The sequence below is a fragment of the Brevundimonas sp. P2_A6 genome, assembly GCF_056404975.1.
Genome location: NZ_JBFUCZ010000008.1, coordinates 14,410 through 31,239, shown reverse-complemented (window position 1 = coordinate 31,239; position 16,830 = coordinate 14,410). Strand labels below are relative to the sequence as shown.

Annotated in this window: 13 protein-coding genes; 4 read left to right on the top strand and 9 right to left on the bottom strand. The window is 62.9% G+C overall.

The window, feature by feature from the left end; genetic code table 11:
* From AC1DW4_RS14810 to AC1DW4_RS14775, 8 genes are all read right to left on the bottom strand, one after another.
* Positions 1-1,080 carry a GSCFA domain-containing protein gene (locus AC1DW4_RS14810; protein WP_477018025.1) on the bottom strand — a complete coding sequence of 360 codons (1,080 nt, stop codon included), beginning with the start codon at positions 1,078-1,080 and terminating at the stop codon, positions 1-3.
* Entirely contained in the window at positions 1,080-1,844 is a 765-nt protein-coding gene (locus AC1DW4_RS14805; protein WP_477018024.1) for a hypothetical protein, read from the bottom strand. Before AC1DW4_RS14805 ends, AC1DW4_RS14810 begins: the two co-directional genes overlap by 1 nt.
* Positions 1,845-1,892: 48 nt before the next feature.
* Complete coding sequence (locus tag AC1DW4_RS14800) at positions 1,893-3,014, bottom strand: NAD-dependent epimerase/dehydratase family protein (RefSeq protein ID WP_477018023.1); 1,122 nt, start codon at positions 3,012-3,014, stop codon at positions 1,893-1,895.
* Entirely contained in the window at positions 3,011-4,120 is a 1,110-nt protein-coding gene (locus AC1DW4_RS14795) for a glycosyltransferase family protein (protein ID WP_477018022.1), read from the bottom strand. The genes AC1DW4_RS14800 and AC1DW4_RS14795 overlap by 4 nt, the downstream gene beginning before the upstream one ends.
* Positions 4,117-5,256, bottom strand: coding sequence for a hypothetical protein (locus AC1DW4_RS14790; RefSeq protein ID WP_477018021.1), 1,140 nt, complete (start codon positions 5,254-5,256; stop codon positions 4,117-4,119). The genes AC1DW4_RS14795 and AC1DW4_RS14790 overlap by 4 nt, the downstream gene beginning before the upstream one ends.
* Complete coding sequence (locus tag AC1DW4_RS14785) at positions 5,253-6,803, bottom strand: hypothetical protein (RefSeq protein WP_477018020.1); 1,551 nt, start codon at positions 6,801-6,803, stop codon at positions 5,253-5,255. The genes AC1DW4_RS14790 and AC1DW4_RS14785 overlap by 4 nt, the downstream gene beginning before the upstream one ends.
* Complete coding sequence (locus tag AC1DW4_RS14780; RefSeq protein WP_477018019.1) at positions 6,803-9,562, bottom strand: glycosyltransferase family 2 protein; 2,760 nt, start codon at positions 9,560-9,562, stop codon at positions 6,803-6,805. The genes AC1DW4_RS14785 and AC1DW4_RS14780 overlap by 1 nt, the downstream gene beginning before the upstream one ends.
* Before the next feature lie 199 nt (positions 9,563-9,761).
* Complete coding sequence (locus AC1DW4_RS14775; RefSeq protein WP_477018018.1) at positions 9,762-11,066, bottom strand: glycosyltransferase family 4 protein; 1,305 nt, start codon at positions 11,064-11,066, stop codon at positions 9,762-9,764.
* Between the two features lie 288 nt (positions 11,067-11,354).
* On the opposite strand from AC1DW4_RS14775, the gene argB reads away from it, so the two are divergent.
* The 4 genes from argB (at position 11,355) to AC1DW4_RS14755 (ending at position 16,232) form a co-directional block, all read left to right on the top strand.
* Positions 11,355-12,281 carry an acetylglutamate kinase gene (gene argB / locus AC1DW4_RS14770; protein ID WP_477018017.1) on the top strand — a complete coding sequence of 309 codons (927 nt, stop codon included), beginning with the start codon at positions 11,355-11,357 and terminating at the stop codon, positions 12,279-12,281.
* A complete protein-coding gene (locus AC1DW4_RS14765) occupies positions 12,278-12,940 on the top strand; it encodes a pyrimidine 5'-nucleotidase (RefSeq protein ID WP_477018016.1) in 663 nt (220 codons plus the stop codon). The genes argB and AC1DW4_RS14765 overlap by 4 nt, the downstream gene beginning before the upstream one ends.
* On the top strand, positions 12,937-13,794 hold the full coding sequence (gene dapD, locus AC1DW4_RS14760; RefSeq protein WP_477018015.1) for a 2,3,4,5-tetrahydropyridine-2,6-dicarboxylate N-succinyltransferase: 858 nt from the start codon (positions 12,937-12,939) through the stop codon (positions 13,792-13,794). Before AC1DW4_RS14765 ends, dapD begins: the two co-directional genes overlap by 4 nt.
* A gap of 149 nt (positions 13,795-13,943) precedes the next feature.
* Positions 13,944-16,232: a S8 family peptidase gene (locus AC1DW4_RS14755; RefSeq protein WP_477018014.1), complete on the top strand. Its 2,289-nt coding sequence runs from the start codon at positions 13,944-13,946 to the stop codon at positions 16,230-16,232.
* On the opposite strand, the gene AC1DW4_RS14750 is transcribed toward AC1DW4_RS14755, so the two are convergent.
* On the bottom strand, positions 16,229-16,804 hold the full coding sequence (locus AC1DW4_RS14750) for a YqaA family protein (protein ID WP_477018013.1): 576 nt from the start codon (positions 16,802-16,804) through the stop codon (positions 16,229-16,231). The two genes, AC1DW4_RS14755 and AC1DW4_RS14750, sit on opposite strands and share 4 nt — an antisense overlap.
* Positions 16,805-16,830 lie beyond the last annotated feature (26 nt).

The window sequence follows — 16,830 nt, the reverse complement described above, 5'->3', positions numbered from 1 at the left end:
TCAGCGGTCGAGCGCTTCCTCGTCGCACATCACCTCGACCCATTCAGCCACCTGTGCCTGGCTGGGCATTACCGAGGCGGTCGGAGCCTTCGCTGTGGGGGCAGGCGCGGCGGTCATCGGCCCCAGTGACGTGGCGTGCTGCAAAACCAGCCTCATGACATGGTTGACGCCATCTTCGGTCACGTTGCGCAAGTCCTCGGCGTAATAGCGCCCGCGAGATGCACTGCTCGTGATGATCTCATAACTTGGAAAATAGTGAACCTGGGCATTGGCATCGGCCATCATCCCTGCAGCAACGCGCAACACGGATTTGGAATAGGTCGTCGCCGCCAGAACATGGGCTCCCGGTTGCGCGGTCGCCGCCAAGGGGACCGGAGATACGGTCAGCAAGATTTGGGCAGAAGGGTTAATCCGCGCGAGCGTCTTGATCACGTATTTTAGATCATCGACGACTTCTGAGATCGTCAGGTTGTGGAACACATGTTTTCCGGGATCGAACGTACCTCCTTCGACGCCCGGACAGATAGGAAAGGCTGCCCCGTCCTCTCGCGACATCCAGCATTCAGTCAGGCCCAAGGTGAACACGAAGACGTCCAGGGTCTCGAACATCTCGCGCACACGAGCCAGGTGCCAGGCGCGATCCGCTCGCATTTCGAACTCGGAGGCGAACCCTCCGGGCTGCACGCTAGGCCGGAAGGGATCGCGCACCGACCCGTCCGATTGATACCAGATATCCTCGACGGGCGAAAATCGGCTGTACGCCCGATCTATCAGCTGCCGCAGCTGACGAGTTGTATAGATGTTGCCGTATCTGGCCGAGTACAGGCCATAACCATGGCTTTCCGCAGTATCGCGCGGCACGAGCGCATGAGCCGATTCAGCGATGAAGTAGTTATAACCACTCTGCTTGAGATGGCGCGCGATATGCTGGGCAAAGCAACTTCCAGCCGTTGCGACCTTCATTTCCGGAGTGATCTTTAGGTCCATCACGCCGACCGGATCAATGTCCGCTGGAGCAGGTTGGCTGACGGAACGGCGCCAGAAAGCCTTGTCCGGGAGAGCCTTGTACGGGTTCGACATCAGGCTGCCGCCTTCTCTGGAGCCAGCAACCGTTCGAGCGACCTCAGGATCATCTCTCCGTAAAGCGCGTTCGCGTGAGTGGCGTCTGCCCCATAAGCCGGCCTGACGAGAAATCCCGCGCCGTCCAGGGCTTCTGTTGGGGTACCGACAAACGTGATTCCAATCTCGTTGCACAGGCGCTCAAGAGCCAGGGTTTGCGCAAGCCAAAGCCGCCGCCGCATCCCTGGCGGACTGACGTTCAGTACGACCTTGCCCTCGCTGCGAAAATATCCTTCAGCGTTCTTTTTAATATAGCCGTTGTCGCCCTTTGGGGGCGGCGGATTGATGTGCAGGACTCTTCCTGGAAAGTCGGCCTTGAAGCCTGTGAGTTTTGTACGGATCCCATTCACGTAGGCATCAAACGCGGCCGACATCTGCGCCAACGGAATAATACGGGCTGCTGTCGGCTCGGGATCTTCGAAGGTGACCGGATCGACCAGATCAAACGGTTCCGGGTTATCCAGTAAGCCCAACGTATTGTATTGATTGCCGCCAACCATGGAGACGAGGACGTCAGCCTTTTTGGCCGTGCGCATGATCTCCTCTGCTTGCTCGGTCGTGATGCCGGGCATCGTGGCACCGTTCGACTTCAGTTTGGCAAACCGGGACGCGAATATGTCAAGCGGGGCTTCGGCGTCGCGGCCTGTCTCCTGCCTGATACGCACCGCCTCCGCGATCGCGGTGGCGTGGCTGTCACCAAGAATGAAGACCTTAGGTCGTCTCACGATACAAAGTCCTATTCCCGCTGACCGGTTTTCGCCGATCGCTCTAACCTAGACACCGGTACCCATGTCGTCATCCCCGATCGCACTCGCGTCTCGACGACCGGCTTCCGTAAGCGCCCATTCGACCAGCTTCGCGACGCCCTGACGAAAGGGCATCTGCGCCTTCCAGTCCAGGAGCCGGGCGGCCTTGGTGGAGTCGGCTACGGCATAGCGTATGTCGCCCGCCCGATACGCTCCGCTAATCACTGCGGGTTCCTCGACCTTCAAATGTTCGAGGATCATGCTCGCGGCCGCAGCGATCGATGTCGCCTCGCCCGACCCGACGTTGAACGTCTCGCCCCCTGCGGTCTGGTTTCGGCATGCTGCAACGAAAGCCGCCACCACATCGTCGACGAAGATGAAGTCCCTGTATATCTCGCCATCCTCGTACACAGCGAGGGTTTGCCCCGCCATGACCTGCTGACAGAAAATTGAAAGCACGCCTGTGTAGGGATTTCGCAGGGACTGGCCCGGCCCATACACGTTCTGAAGGCGAAGGATTACGACGTCCCATGGCGCTGGTGTTTGCTGCAGCAGATATTCCTGCATGAGTTTGGTGGAGCCGTAGACAGATCCAGGACGAGGCGGGAGAACCTCCGGAGTCGGCTGCGGTTCCAGACGCCTTCCGTCGCCATCGAAAAGATCGAACACACCCCTTGCCATGTCTTCGACCGTACGCGGCGGCGGGGCGATGAGAGCGCCACGGGTATCGGCATAGGCACCCTCACCATAAACGGCGCGCGTCGCGGCCAGGATCACGCGACGTGGAGGGCTCGGCTGGGTTTTCAGTATCTCGATCAAATTGGCGCAGCCCACGACGTTCACCTCCGCGTAGCGCGAAGGTTCGTCCGCGGACTGTCCCGTTCCTGTTTCGGCGGCCAGATGGATGACGAGTTCCGGCGACGCGGCCTCCACGGCGCGCGCGAGGGCCTGAGCGTCACGCACGTCACCTCTGATCAGAACGCCCGGAAGGTCCAGAACGGGGCTGGGTCCGTGAACCTGCTCCAGGAGATTGTCGAAGATCGTGATCTGAGCGCCCTCGCTGGCTAGAGCGCGCGAGAGGCGGGACCCTATGAACCCGGCCCCGCCAGTGATGAATACGCGGGTGCCTGCGAGGTCAGTATCGGTCATGTGTCCAGCTTCTGCTTGGGAGCGCGTGCGGGTGGATACAGCGAGCGAGCGTGATCGATGACGGCGATCAGTTGCTCGGCCAAGGCTCTACGCGAATATCGATCGGCAATGCGCGCGCGCCCGCGCTCGACAGTATCACGGCGGTGGGCCTGATCGAGGATTAGGCGGCGCAGCGCCAGGTACCATTCGGCTTCGGTCCAAGCCAATGCCCCGGCTCCGCCCTCGCAGGCCCGATGGTAGACCGGAAGATCAGAGGCCACAGTAGCCACTCCGGCGAACGTGTACTCCACCCATTTGGTATCGGCCTTGCATCGATTGAATGCGGTATCCTCGAGCGGCGCTATGCCGACCCACCAGCCCAATTCTCCCAGAGCCTCCAGAAACCGACTGTAATCCGAGACGCCCCTGTGATGGCTCACGCGAGCGCCGAGATGCGCCAGACCTTCGGCAGCACCGATGCTGCCGAAAGTTTCGAACCGCAACTCGGGAATTTCCTTCATCAGGCGCTCGACTGCGGGAAGAACGAGCTGCAGGTCCGCCCCATGCCCGCCCGTCGCCATATAACCAATGACGGGACCCGTCGCCGGTAGTGGTTTCGTCATCGCTTCGGCGACCATCGAGCAATAGATATCGCCGGGGATCTTGGGCTTCAAAATGCCGCTTCTGGTCAGAGCCTCCGCCAAGGCCGGGGTCGAGGCATAGATGAAATCGCTGGCGTTCATCGCGTCTCGCAATGCAGCCAGCCGCGAGGGTTGATTATAGTATTGGAACTTGGACGCTCCCAGGCTTTCAGGAACGTTGAGCAGATCATCGTCAATGTGAAACACGACAGGGCAGCGAGATCTTCGCGCCACCGCAATGATGCCGTCAGCCAGCCCGGAGGTATACCGAGACAAAAACAGAATATCGGGCTCATGCTCGGCCCAAAGCCTCTCGCAAGCCTGGCTATTGACCCATTCGGGGTCATGACCGACCATTGCAAGAACGAATTCCCCCGCTTCCAGCCGGTCGGCCAGGGGTTGCGCAAAGCTGATTTGCTGCGTCGCACCGACCGTGTCGCAGACCACCAGAATGCGGGTCGCGTCCTTGTTCCGTAAGACCTTCATCGGATCGCCAGTCGTTCGACCGTTCTATCCGGTCCGCGTGGTGCAGGCACGCCCGAACGCCGTGAGGCTGTTTCCATGAGGGCCAGGAACCTCTGCCGCACATCTTCGACCCCTGTGGGCATGCCGATGCGCTGCAAGAATTCGCGCTGCCTGCGCAAAATCATCTCTGGTCGCTTCAGCGCGTCGCGGCGAAAAGCCAGCCAGTCATCGAGCGTGCTGATCATTGTGAGGCCTTCGTAGTTCTGCACGTCCATGACGCCGTCGGGGTCATGCCAAACCCCGGTCGGCAGGTCGGACAGCAACATGTCGATGACCACCGAGGACGGGGCTGAGATGCCGTAGCGATACGCCTTCAAGTCGGTCTCATAAATTGGTCGATTGGCGAGCGTCACGTTGTCGGCGAGTTCGATCTTGTTCTTGACGACGTACTGCCCCCCGGGATGGGGACGCAGGGCGAGCTTGGCACCTTCATCTGAAAGCACGTCACAGAAGTCGAAGAACACGTCCATGAAGCTGGTCTTGAAGTCCCCGCTCGCGTTAAGTCTGACAGAGTGAAGATTTTCGCAGATCAGGCCTTCGGCTTCGGCCCGCCTGCCCGCCGGTGGGACCTGCAAAACCAATCCTGGGCCGGTAACCATCAGCTTGCACCGCTCGGACGCCGACATGGAACGCAAAGCCGGGCCGTCGAGCCAACCGCCGACAATGTCGGCGGCAAAGCGTACGTTTTCTCCATGAGCTTTCACATGCTCCCGGTTCTGCAAGAATCCGACGCATTCGTACCCGTGCTGGAGGGTGACCCGCACAAAGCTGGCCGGAGCGATCCGGAAAACATTGTGGACCTCATAATGGGCCGACAGACTGGATTCGCTGGCCGCGATTAGAGCCCCATGACGGTTCTGCAGCCACGAGAACGCGGTGAACTCGTTGTCATAGACAAAGAGTTCGGCATCGAGCCGCTCGGCCAGGCGGTCTATCTCCGGCCCCCACAGCTTCTGCTTGTCACGGATGTAAAACCTGTCCGACACCATAAACGCGACGCGGACTTCCATATCCTGGGCGGCCACCATCGCCAGCGGACGCACGATGTTCACGTCTTGAAGCAGGTTCAGGATGAAGACGACATGGCGGCGATTCACTGGACGGCCCCCAGTTGCAATGGTGCCCCAGCCCGCTGAGGTCGGGAGAAGCGCCGCGGCCCCTCCATCAGAGGCGAGTCCAGTTCAGACAGATAGATTTCAATATCCGGAATCAGCTTGCCGAGCGCATCCCTCAAAAAATGCATGCTTTGCGCATAACTCGCTGTCTGGGCGATGCCCTCGGACGACGGCGCGCGCAATCTGTCGACCGGATGCCCAGCGAGTGCATCCGCGATGGACAGGACCTTTACAGGCTTGCCCAGCGGCGAAATTCCATCGCTGAGCAATCGCCGGAAATGCGGCTTCAGGCCAGGCGTGGCCAAGTCACTGAATTGGACGACAGTACGGTCAGGCCCGAATACAAACCGGACGTCGTAATGAAGATTTTGCCCACAGAAGAGGCTGTTGATCGACAGGTAGCCGAGCCGCTGCGCCGCCTTGTGACAGTCTGCGGGACTCCGCTTGCCATGAATAATGCCGACGGGCGAAGCGTTGACGGCATTGGTAGGCGACGCCGATTCAACCAGTTCGTCCAGGAAAGCGGCCAGTTTGTCGGTTTCTCGCGCTGGATTGCCCCAAGCCGACAGGGTTCGCGTCAGGTCTCGCATTGTGCCGGATCTGATCTTGAGCCGGTTCGCGAGAACGTCATCCGCGACGGCGTCGGCAGAAGGGTAAATGAAATCCGAAAGAGGCTCGTACAAGGGGTACCCGGGCGACAAGACCTGACAGCCCCCAGTGATCGCCGTCACCGCCCGGTTCAAGGATTTCGCGATGCTGAAGGGTTGGGCATTCACGGGAATGAATGCGACGAGGCTTTCGGCCAATAGCTCAGCCTCGCGGGCTTCCGTCCATTCCTCGACGGTATGAAGTACACTTAGACGGTTGATGCTGCTCAGGCCCTCAAGGGTCAGGGCCCTCCGATTGGTGAGGATTCTCAGATTGACCTCAAACCCGCGCTGACGAAACCGTGCCAGAGAGCCGCCGTAGGCCGCAAGATCTTTGAGGCCGACGGGAAAGTTTGGGTTATCTCCGACGCCGAACCATACGACGTCGATTCGACGTTCAGCGCGGGCTTGCGCGAGCTTGCGCTTGCCCTGCGCAGCGACGCTGGCGGCGTCAAATGTATCGAATGGATCATTCAATACATGACCCGGCTTCGCGTTCAGATATGTCGCGACGACATCGCGCATTCTGGGGGTTGAGCACAGAAAGAAGTCGCAGAGGCTCGATATGGTCCTGAGCCATTCACGGTGGCGCACGAAACGACTGTCGGCCACTTGGCCGAAGTAGTCGTCGAAGACATCTATGCCGACCAGTTTCCCGTGATCGCGAAGCCAGCGGGCGACCATGTAGCTGCGCGCGTCGTAGCATTTGCTGAAAACGTAGGCGTCATACTGAGGGGATGGCCCTTGCCGGAAGTCCGCCAGTTGAACAAAATCCAGTGAGTGACCGACGGTTCGCAGGCGCGCGGCGATCCGCCTGTAGCGGATCCTGACTCCCGCCAGCGCCATGTACTGCTCGGACGGCGCTATGATGGCCAGGCGCATCAGTCGAGCGCCCGCAGGATCGCCATCCTGTCGAGGGCAGATGCCCACTCGTCGATCTCAAGGACGTCCGCGCCGGGAATTTCCGTCAATGGAGAAGCCGAAGTCGTCCCAAGATCGGTAGCCGTGACAGCCGACGTACAGAGATGTCCGTACCCGGCCTGGAGTGCTCTCAGGGCAAAATCCAGGGCGTGACCGGCGAACGACACGTGGGTGCCGCCCAACCCGGAAAGTTCGACCCACACGGCACTCGGCACCAGCATCAAAGAAAAGTCATTCCCCGCGACGGGATAGGTCGCCAAGGGAAAAGCACCCAGGGTCCGAGGCGCGGTGAACGCGAGAGACGGTGCCGTCTGCAATGAGATGTGGGTCGGAAATATACCTCCTGCCTGAAAGGCGAGATGGGCACCCTGTCTGAAACCACCGTCGCGGATCAGGACGCACGCTGCGCTTGCGGTACGAGGACGCGAAGCCAGGGTGTAGAGCACCTCCAGCGTGCGCACGTCGTGAAGCACCATGTGTTCATCGGCGAAGAGCATCATCTCGCCGTGCTGCAGACCGCGCCGTGCCGCCGCATTGATCGCAGAGGCTGGAGGATCCTCGGACCCGGTATCGAAAAGGGTGTGACGGCCCGGAAACAGTTGGCGCATCAGGGCGTCAATCGCATCCCGGCTTTCGCCGCTGACGCTCGTTCCAAGCACAATGTGCAGCCTTTCGGCCAAGGTCTGGCGGGCCAGGGACTCCAGTAAATTCCCAATGCCCATCGGATCGGAGGCGACGACGACGACAGCGATTCGAACCTGCGCGAGGCGTGCCGGAGACAAAGATTTCACCAACAGGGCTCCGGGTGCGTCCGGGGCGACCGGATAGGTCAGCATTGGCTCGTTGGCTTGGGACGGATCACGGAATCGGATCGCAAGTGCGCCAGCACGACGGACTTTGTCCACGCTGGTGCCGCCGGTCCTGGAGAGAATGGGGTAGGGCAAGGGCGCCGAGGCGGGCTGCAAAACCAGAAGGCCGTCGTCCACGCCCGGCATGGACACCAGCCATCGAGGGATCGGTGTGGTCGAGTCCGACATGATGTACGAGCCGACCTCCACCTTACTTCCCAAGGGACGTCGCGACAGCAGTGCCGACAGGGTTGGGATGGCATCACACGGCAACGTCAGAACCGTCTTTGAAGACCTCGCGTCTTGCGGCGCGAGACGCGACAAGGCGCTTACCAGGTGTCTTGCCACCGGGTCGGATTTGTCCTGAGTTGGAGCGTTGCTCTGAACAGGCTCGATGTGAACGCCCTGCTCGGCCAGCCACTGCTGGACGGCGGGTCGGAACATGCGTTCGGCTCCGGTCGCGCCCTTGAGATCGACATGGACCATGCCGAGACTGAAGGCAGGCGCACCCTCCCACCCAAGCGCATCGCGCAAAAGGACGTTTGAAACCTGCGACAGCGGCGAGGCTGAGGCCCCACGGAATGCAGCCACCTCCCCGGCATGCGCACCGCCACGGAAAAGCGATGGGAAGGCGATTAGATCGCCGCCGGTCAACGCCCCGGACGGTTCGGCATAGACGATCAAGATGGGCTGGAAGTTATTGACGAGGCTGGCATCGACCAGATGTTGTTTCTGCTTCGGCAACAGGGCTTCACCGACCAGGATCGCCGCTCCATCGACGGTCGTCTGGATCAACCGGACGACCGAATCTGCTTCCTTCGCTTCGATGCGCAGGCGCACGCTGTTGTCGTTGATGAACCAACCGTCGATCACGGCGGGAGTCGCGACGCGGTCAGGGTGGTCGGAAACCGGAATGACCCGCTCCGATCTGCCGCGACGGGCAGTCACGAAATCCGCTCCGGTGTCTCGGCGTAGACGACAGAATACGTCGGCTGCGTGTCGGAGACTGTCAGGCAAAGGCACCGTCCGGTCGCCGAAGACGTCCGCCAAAAGACCGATGGATACGCCCCGGATAGTCGCCAGCGCATCGACCTTCGAGGATTTCAGGAGGTTGCTTTGGGTCCATGGTTCCGCATGCTCGCCGATCTTCGGCTGAGCGATCGGACGCGACGCGCGGGACGGCACGGCCTGCCCTCGCCCGAGATGTGCATCCGCGACGGAGAATGCCTTACGGCCTTCCGCCGCACCGTGCCGAATATAGTGAAGCAAAGGGTTTTCCCCAGCCTCACGAACGTCGGCATAAGCTCTCAGGTAGGCTGAACCATCAAAATTCGGGCCAGCAGGCAGCCCCGCCGGGGCCCCGACTTTGAGATAATGCAGCGCGGCTCCGTTCTGATTGATCTCGAAACCACTGTCCTGAATATACCATGCGGCGTCGAAAAGTGGGCTCGCCGATATTTCATCAGCGTCCTGAAAGTCCTCAGGAGCCGCCTTTAGGCCGGGAATGCCGACCCGCTTAATCGTCTGGCGACCTTGGCCGTGCAGCAGAAAGTGCACCATCGGATGCAGGCCCGATGTCGCCACGTCCGGATAGTGATCCATATACCAGCGGCTGTCGAAGTTCGGCCCCGCCTTTCGGCCTTCGCGGCCGCCGTGGGATATGAAATGATCCAGAGGATCAAGCCCGGCCTCGCGCACGTCCGGGTAGCGGTCAAGGTACCACTCAGGATTGAACAGGCCGCTGTCACGTATAAGCTTGACTTTATTGGGTGCCGCGATCACGTCCCGTTGAGAATGCAGGGACTTGCGCCAACGTGCGAGCGCCCTCCGCCACGAGACGGGCTTTGAACGTTCCACGTCTTGATTGGTCATTGGCCGGTTTGGTCCATTGCAGGCGATTGACGTTGCGGGATCGGATGCGTGGCACACGTCACCAATCCCCTGCCGGGCAAACGGATACCGAGTTTCTTGTGCCGCGCAACAAGGAACTATGATCGTTGGTCGCTCGCCTCACCACCCGCGCGACCCACCAAACGACGATGCGGATGCTAGATGGCCATGGCCGGGATGTTCATGTCAGGCCCAGCCGGTCGTACATTTGAACCAATCGCGCCTGATAGTGGTCAGGACTGAACTTGGCCGCCTGAACGCGTCCCTTCCGAACTAGGTCACGGCGAAGCCCATCGTCTGCATCAAGCGCCCGTATGGCGTCGCGAATGGCTGCGATATCATAGGGATCGACGCACAAGGCAGCATCACCCGCGATTTCCGGCAGCGATCCCATCGTCGAGGTAAGCACTGGTGTCCCGAGCAACATCGCCTCTAGGACAGGCAGACCAAAGCCTTCGTACAGGGACGGAAAGACCACGCCTCGCGCGCCGCGGATGAGGCTGATCAGAAGCGGAAACGGCATGTACGGAAACCGTCGGATCCGCTGTGCCCGGTCCGTTGCTTCGCCCTGCAGTTGATCGAGCAGCGACACTTCGTCGGCATCGAGCCAGCCGCGCCCCCCCACGATGACCAGGGGCGCGTGGGTCTTGGCCGTCAAATGCGCTTCGACGATGCGAGCCAGATTCTTCTTGGGCTCGACGGCACCAAAATAGAGAAAGTAACCATGCCATGGCAGGCCGAGCGTCTCTTCCACATCCAGCACCGCGTCATCTTCAGAGATCAAGCCTTCGCGCGGGAGCTGAACCGCCTGGTAGGTGTTGGTGACGCGTTTTTCATCCACGTTCAGCAACTCGATGACGTCGCGTCGGGTCTGCTCTGAAACCACCACGATATGATCGGCATGGTTCGCCACCGAGCGACAAAGGTCTAGGTAGGCCGTGGTGTCATCCACCGTAGTGTGCGGCAGTCGAAGCGGGATCAAATCGTGAAACGTCACGAGATTGACCGTCCGTCTGGCGTGTATTGGCAGCGGACATGTCCAATGGACGACGCCCGGAGCGGGAACTCCATCACGTTCCCGAAATGTCAGGGGTGTTATCGTTCGGTATTTGTGGAAAGCTCTGTTGGCGGTGGTGAACAGGTTCTGCGAGGACCAGAACAACCTGGCGTCTCGAGGGGGGGCCGTGCTCGGCGACCATATCACCTGATCGGTAGGAATGACGGGTATGGCATTCCTGCCGAAACGAGCCATGAGGGTCCGGCGCCATCGTTCATTCTTGTTTATCCGGCTGCGCGGTGGAGGTCCGTCGGCGACGGCAGCCAAGTTCGCCAGATTGTCGGTTCGCAGATCCGCCGCAGGCCCGTAGAGAATCGACAGATGATGGCCGTTCGTCACTAGGGCCGAACCGAGGTTCCGGCCGTAGGTGGCAATGCCGGAGCCTTTCGGCATCGCCATGTTGAAGCCGTCGATACAGACCGAGGTCATTTTTTCAACCGCCGAACTCGGCCTGCGGCGGCCAGCGAACTTTCCTGGAACCGCTCGGTCGCTTCACAGGCACCCTGGATGCCCGGCCGTCTTCGCGTATCGGCCTTGTCCGTCAACATCGAGCCCGCTGTCACCTTTATTGTAGCCTTGTCTCATTGCTGCCCAAGGGAGACGAGGTCAACGCTTGTCCCTCCCCTGCAACGACCAGCGATCTGACGTCAGGATTAGGAACTGCGACCGTCGAGCTTTCCCCGTGACACCGCCTCCACCCCCCGCTATCTCGCGCCCATGGACGAACTGGAACGCCAATCAGAGGAGCGGGGCTGGGCCACGGCGAAGACGCTGGCCGAGGCGCTGCCCTATATCCAGATCTATGACCGCGAGACCGTGGTGATCAAATACGGCGGCCATGCCATGGGCGAGACCGCCGTGGCAAAGCAGTTCGCCGCCGATGTCGTGCTGCTGAAGTTGATGGGGGTCAACCCGGTCGTGGTGCACGGCGGCGGGCCGCAGATCAGCGCCATGCTGGACAAGGCTGGGGTCAAGTCGAACTTTGTCGACGGCCTGCGCGTCACGGACAAGGACACGATGGCGGTGGCCGAAATGGTCCTGTCGGGCGCGGTCAACAAGGAGATCGCCCACTGGATTTCGGTCGCCGGCAAGGAGGCCGATGTGCGCGGCATCGGCCTGTCGGGCAAGGACGCCGGCCTGCTGACCGTCGAAAAGACCACGCGCACGAAGCGCGACCCCGACAGCCTGATCGAGCACGAGGTCGACCTGGGCTACGTCGGCGAACCGACCAAGGTCGATCCCAAGCTGATCGCCGGCCTGATCGCATCGGAGACCGACGACTGGGTGCCGGTGATCGCCCCGATCGGCGTGGCCGAGGATGGCCAGACCTACAACGTCAACGCCGACACGGTGGCCGGTGCCGTGGCGGGTTCGCTGAACGCCAAACGGATGCTGCTGCTGACCGACGTCAAGGGCGTGCTGGACAAGAACGGCGACATCATCCGCCAGATGACCCTGTTGGAGGCCCAGGCCCTGATCGACGACGGCACGGCGTCCGGCGGCATGATCCCCAAGCTGCAGACCGCCATGGCCGCGGTGCGGGCTGGGGTCGAGGCGGTGGTCATCCTGGACGGTCGCCGCCCCCACGCCATGCTGGTCGAGCTGTTCACCGAATACGGCGCAGGCACCCTGGTGAAGGCGTGAGTGTCGATCTGAGCCACATCGACGCCTGGGTCTTCGATCTGGACGACACCCTGTATCCGCGCGAACAGGGGGTGATGGGTCTGGTCCAGGGCCGGATCAACGCCTTCATGGTCGATGCCGTAGGCCTGCCCGCCGCCGAGGCTTTGGTGCTGCAGAAGCAATTCCTGAACGAGCACGGCACCACATTGGCCGGGCTGATGGCCAACTATGCGATCGACCCGGAAAAGTTCCTGCGGGAGGTCCACGATGTGCCGCTGGACACGCTGGAGCCCAACCCCCGGCTTGATACGGTGCTGCGGAGTCTGCCGGGCCGGAAATACGTCCTGACCAATGGCGCGCGGTTTCATGCGGCGCGGGTGCTGGAGCGGATCGGCATCACCGACCGGTTCGACGGCGTCTTCGCCATCGAGGACATGGACCTGACGCCCAAGCCCGCGCCCGCGACCTATCGCCGGTTCATCGAGCGCTTCGGTATCGACGCGGGTCGCGCCGTCTTCTTCGAGGACACGCCGCGCAATCTGGCACCGGCCAAGGCGCTGGGCATGGCCACGGTCCTGATCGGCGACGGCCATGGCCACGAGATCGGCGATTGGGTCGATGCCACGGCGCCGGACCTGCTCGAGTTTCTGAACCCCTTGTCGATGAAGGACGCCGCATGACCGACCACGCCGCCCTCGAAGCCGTGATCGAATCCGCCTGGGAGCAGCGCGCCGAACTGACGCCCGCCACCGGCGGCGAGACCCGCAAGGCGGTCGAGACGGCCATCGCCCTGCTGGACTCCGGACAGGCCCGCGTGGCGTCGCGCGGCGCGGACGGCACCTGGACGACCCATCAATGGCTGAAGAAGGCGGTGCTGCTGTCGTTCCGGCTGAACGACAACGAGATCATGCGCGGCGGCGACCGGGGCCTGTCCTCCCCCGCGCCCGGCGTCGGGCCCTGGTACGACAAGGTGCCCAACAAGTTCGGCGACTGGACCGGCAACGACTTCAAGGAAGCCGGCTTTCGCGCCGTGCCCGGATCGGTGGTGCGCAAGGGTGCCTTCATCGGTCGCAACGTCGTCCTGATGCCCAGCTTCGTGAACATCGGGGCCTATGTGGACGACGGGTCCATGGTCGATGGCTGGGCCACGGTCGGGTCCTGCGCCCAGATCGGCAAGAACGTGCACCTGTCGGGCGGCGTCGGCATCGGCGGGGTGCTGGAACCGCTGCAGGCCAATCCGACCATCATCGAGGACGACTGCTTCATCGGCGCGCGGTCGGAGGTCGTGGAGGGCGTGATCGTGCGTCAGGGCGCGGTCCTGGCCATGGGCGTCTACATCTCGTCCTCGACCAAGATCGTGGACCGGGCGACCGGCGAGGTCCTGCGCGGCGAAGTGCCCGCCTATTCGGTCGTGGTGCCAGGTGCCCTGCCCGACCCGAACGGCGGGCCGTCGCTGTACTGCGCCGTGATCGTCAAGCGGGTGGACGCCCAGACCCGCGCCAAGACGGCGGTCAACGAGCTGCTCCGCGACTGACCCATCGCGACCCGGCTTCGTCGCGAAAGCGTGATCGGCTTGACCATTCCCCTGCGCCATCGTCGCGCTGGTCAACCCGTGCCCTTTAGTGAAGTGTGAGTGAAGGGGCGGCGAAGTTCTCCGACCACGTCGGGGGAGAGGGACTTCAGATGGTAACGCACAAGGCGCGCAGCCGGTGGACGTCCCTGGGAGCGCTCGCCCTGTTGCTCTGGCCGCTGGCCGCCTGTGGCGGGGGCGGCGGGGGCGGAATGACCACCCAGACGCCGATCACCCCAGCGCCACCCCCGCCTCCCCCGCCGCCGCCGCCACCGCCCCCTCCTCCACCGCCGCCGCCTGCGGTGCCGTCCGCGACCTCGACGGAGTATCTGCGGAACTACGGAGTCGCCAATGTGGGGGCGATGACGGCCTGGAACGCCGGCGCGACCGGGACGGGGATCACCGTCGGGGTCATCGACAGCGGTGTCCAGCAGGACCAGCCGGACCTCGCCGGTCGCATTTCTCCGCTCTCGACCGATATTGTTTCGGGCCGCAACGCGCCGAACGGAACCGACAATCACGGCACCTTCGTCGCCGGGGTCGTAGCGGCCGGGTTCAATGGTTTCGGCACCGTGGGGGTGGCCTACAACTCGACCGTGCTGTCGGTCCGGTCCGACATCAGCGACTGCAACGACCCGACCGACACCGTCTGTTTCGCCAGCTCTGACCTGGCACGCAGCATCGACTACGCCGTGGCGAATGGGGCGCGCGTGATCAACCTGTCCATCGGCGGCGATGGCCGGCTGGGGACCAGTTTCGAAAACGCACTGCTGCGGGCCGTCAACGCCGGCGTGGTCTTCGCCATTTCGTCCGGCAATTCGACCGGGGTCGACCCCGAATATCCGGGACGCTATGCCAGCGATGCTCGCTTCGCCGGCGCGATCATCGTCGTCGGGGCCCATAACAACGCCAACCAGATCGCCGACTTTTCGAACCGGGCCGGTGTATCGGCCGCCAACTTCCTCAGCGCGCCTGGCGTCGACATCATCAGCCGGTGCAGCACGACGTCCTGTTTTCGGGGCAGCGGCACCTCGTTTTCGTCCCCGGCGGTCGCCGGTGCGCTCGCCCTGTTGCTGGAGGCCTTTCCCAACCTGACCGGACGTCAGGCGGTCAATCTGCTGCTGACCACCGGACGGGATGCGGGCGATCCGGGTATAGACGCGGTCTACGGTCAAGGCCTGCTGGATCTGGCGCGGGCGTTCGCGCCTGTCGGAACCACCAGTTCGCCCTCGGCGGCGGGCGGACAGGTTCAGATCGCGACCCAGCCCGGAAGCTTCATCGGCAAGGCGTTCGGCGACGCCATGGTCGGCCAGAGCGCGCTGGCCACCATAAGCTACGATTCCTACAGTCGCCTGTTCCGGACGGATCTGGGCGGCCTGTATCCTTCCGCGCCTCGCGCCAGCCGCCAACCCAGCGCCCCGGTGACGATGCAGAGTTCGGCCGTCCAGATCGCCACGCCGTCGGGCGCGACCCTGTCGTTGACTACCTCTGCGCCGCTACGGGAACCGGACCCTGTCTTCGACCACGCCACACCCTTCACGGCGCCGTGGCTGGGCGCAGAGCCACCGCGCGAAGCCAGCCTGAACATTATCGCCGGCCGCTACGGCTTTTCCGCCTGGCAGGGGCAGGGCGGCACGCGATCGCCCTTCCGCAGCGGGTCGGGCGACGGCTTCACGGCCCTGGCCAATGCGGATCACGCGATGCGCGGCGCTGTCGATCTGGGGGCCTTCACCCTGACGGGCGAGACGGGCGGGGGCGACCGGACAGCCCTGCTGCGTCCGGTCGAGCGCGACGCATCCTCCTATGCCAGGGTCGGCCTGAACTGGAGCGGATCACGGGGATCCATCAATCTGAGCCTCGGGTCGCTGGACGAGCGGCTGGGGCCGCTCGGGGCCTATCTGCCGTCCCAATCCGATCTCGCCCTGCCGTCCCGAACCGAGTTCGCGGGTGTGGGCGGCGAGCTGCCGCTGTGGAAAGGGGCCTTCCTGTCCGGTGAAGTCGGCATCGGTCGCACCGCGATGGACGGCCGACTGCTGTCGCTGGAGGGCCGCGCGCTCAGCTCGACCTGGCGGACGGCGCTGCGCACCGGCTGCCCCGGATGGCTGCCGGGATGCCTGGCCCTGACCTGGGAGGTGTCCCAGCCCATCCGGATCGAGAGCGGGACCTTCGCGGCCGAGCTGGCCGACGTGCCGCTGGCCTATTTCGATCCGGTGACCTTTTCGACGCGCCGGTTCTCGGCCTCGCCCAGCGGTCGCGAAGTGAATTATGTGCTGCGCAGTCTGCATGGCCTGCCCGACGGATCGGTGCTGTCGCTGGAGGCGACCGCCATTACGCAGGAACAGCACCGTGGCGATGCCCCCCTGGGTTATGCCCTGCTGGGCAACTGGCGGCGGGCCTTCTAGAGCAGCTTCAGCGCCGCGAATCCGCCGATGAAGACGACCAGACCGATCACGCTCCACAGGGCCAGGCGCCGCTCGACGACCTCGAGCATGGCCGGGCCCCAGGTCTTCAACACCCAGGCCTCCATGAAGAAGCGCGCGCTGCGGGTTACGGCCGAGGCCAGGAGGAAGACGCCGAAGTTGAAATGCGCCAGGCCCGAGGCGATGGTCACCAGCTTGTAGGGGATCGGGGTCAGCCCCTTGATCAGGATGACCCAGACGCCGAAACGGTCGTACCAGTGCTGGAACTCGACCAGGCCGTCGGCATGGCCCAGAAGCCGCATCAGACCCTGGCCCAGGTCGGTCAGATAGAAACCGATCAGATAGCCCAGCACGCCGCCGATGACCGATCCGATCGAGGCGATGGCCGCGAACCGATAGGCCCGCTCCGGCCGCGACAGCACCATGGGAGCCAGCATGACCTCGATCGGCAGCGGGAAGAACGACGCCTCGGCCACCGACACCGCGGCCAGCGCCTTTTCCGCGTGCGGACCACGAGCCAGGGCGAAGACGCCGTCGTACAACTTTCTAAGCATGAGGCCCGCTCTAGCAGGTGGGTCAT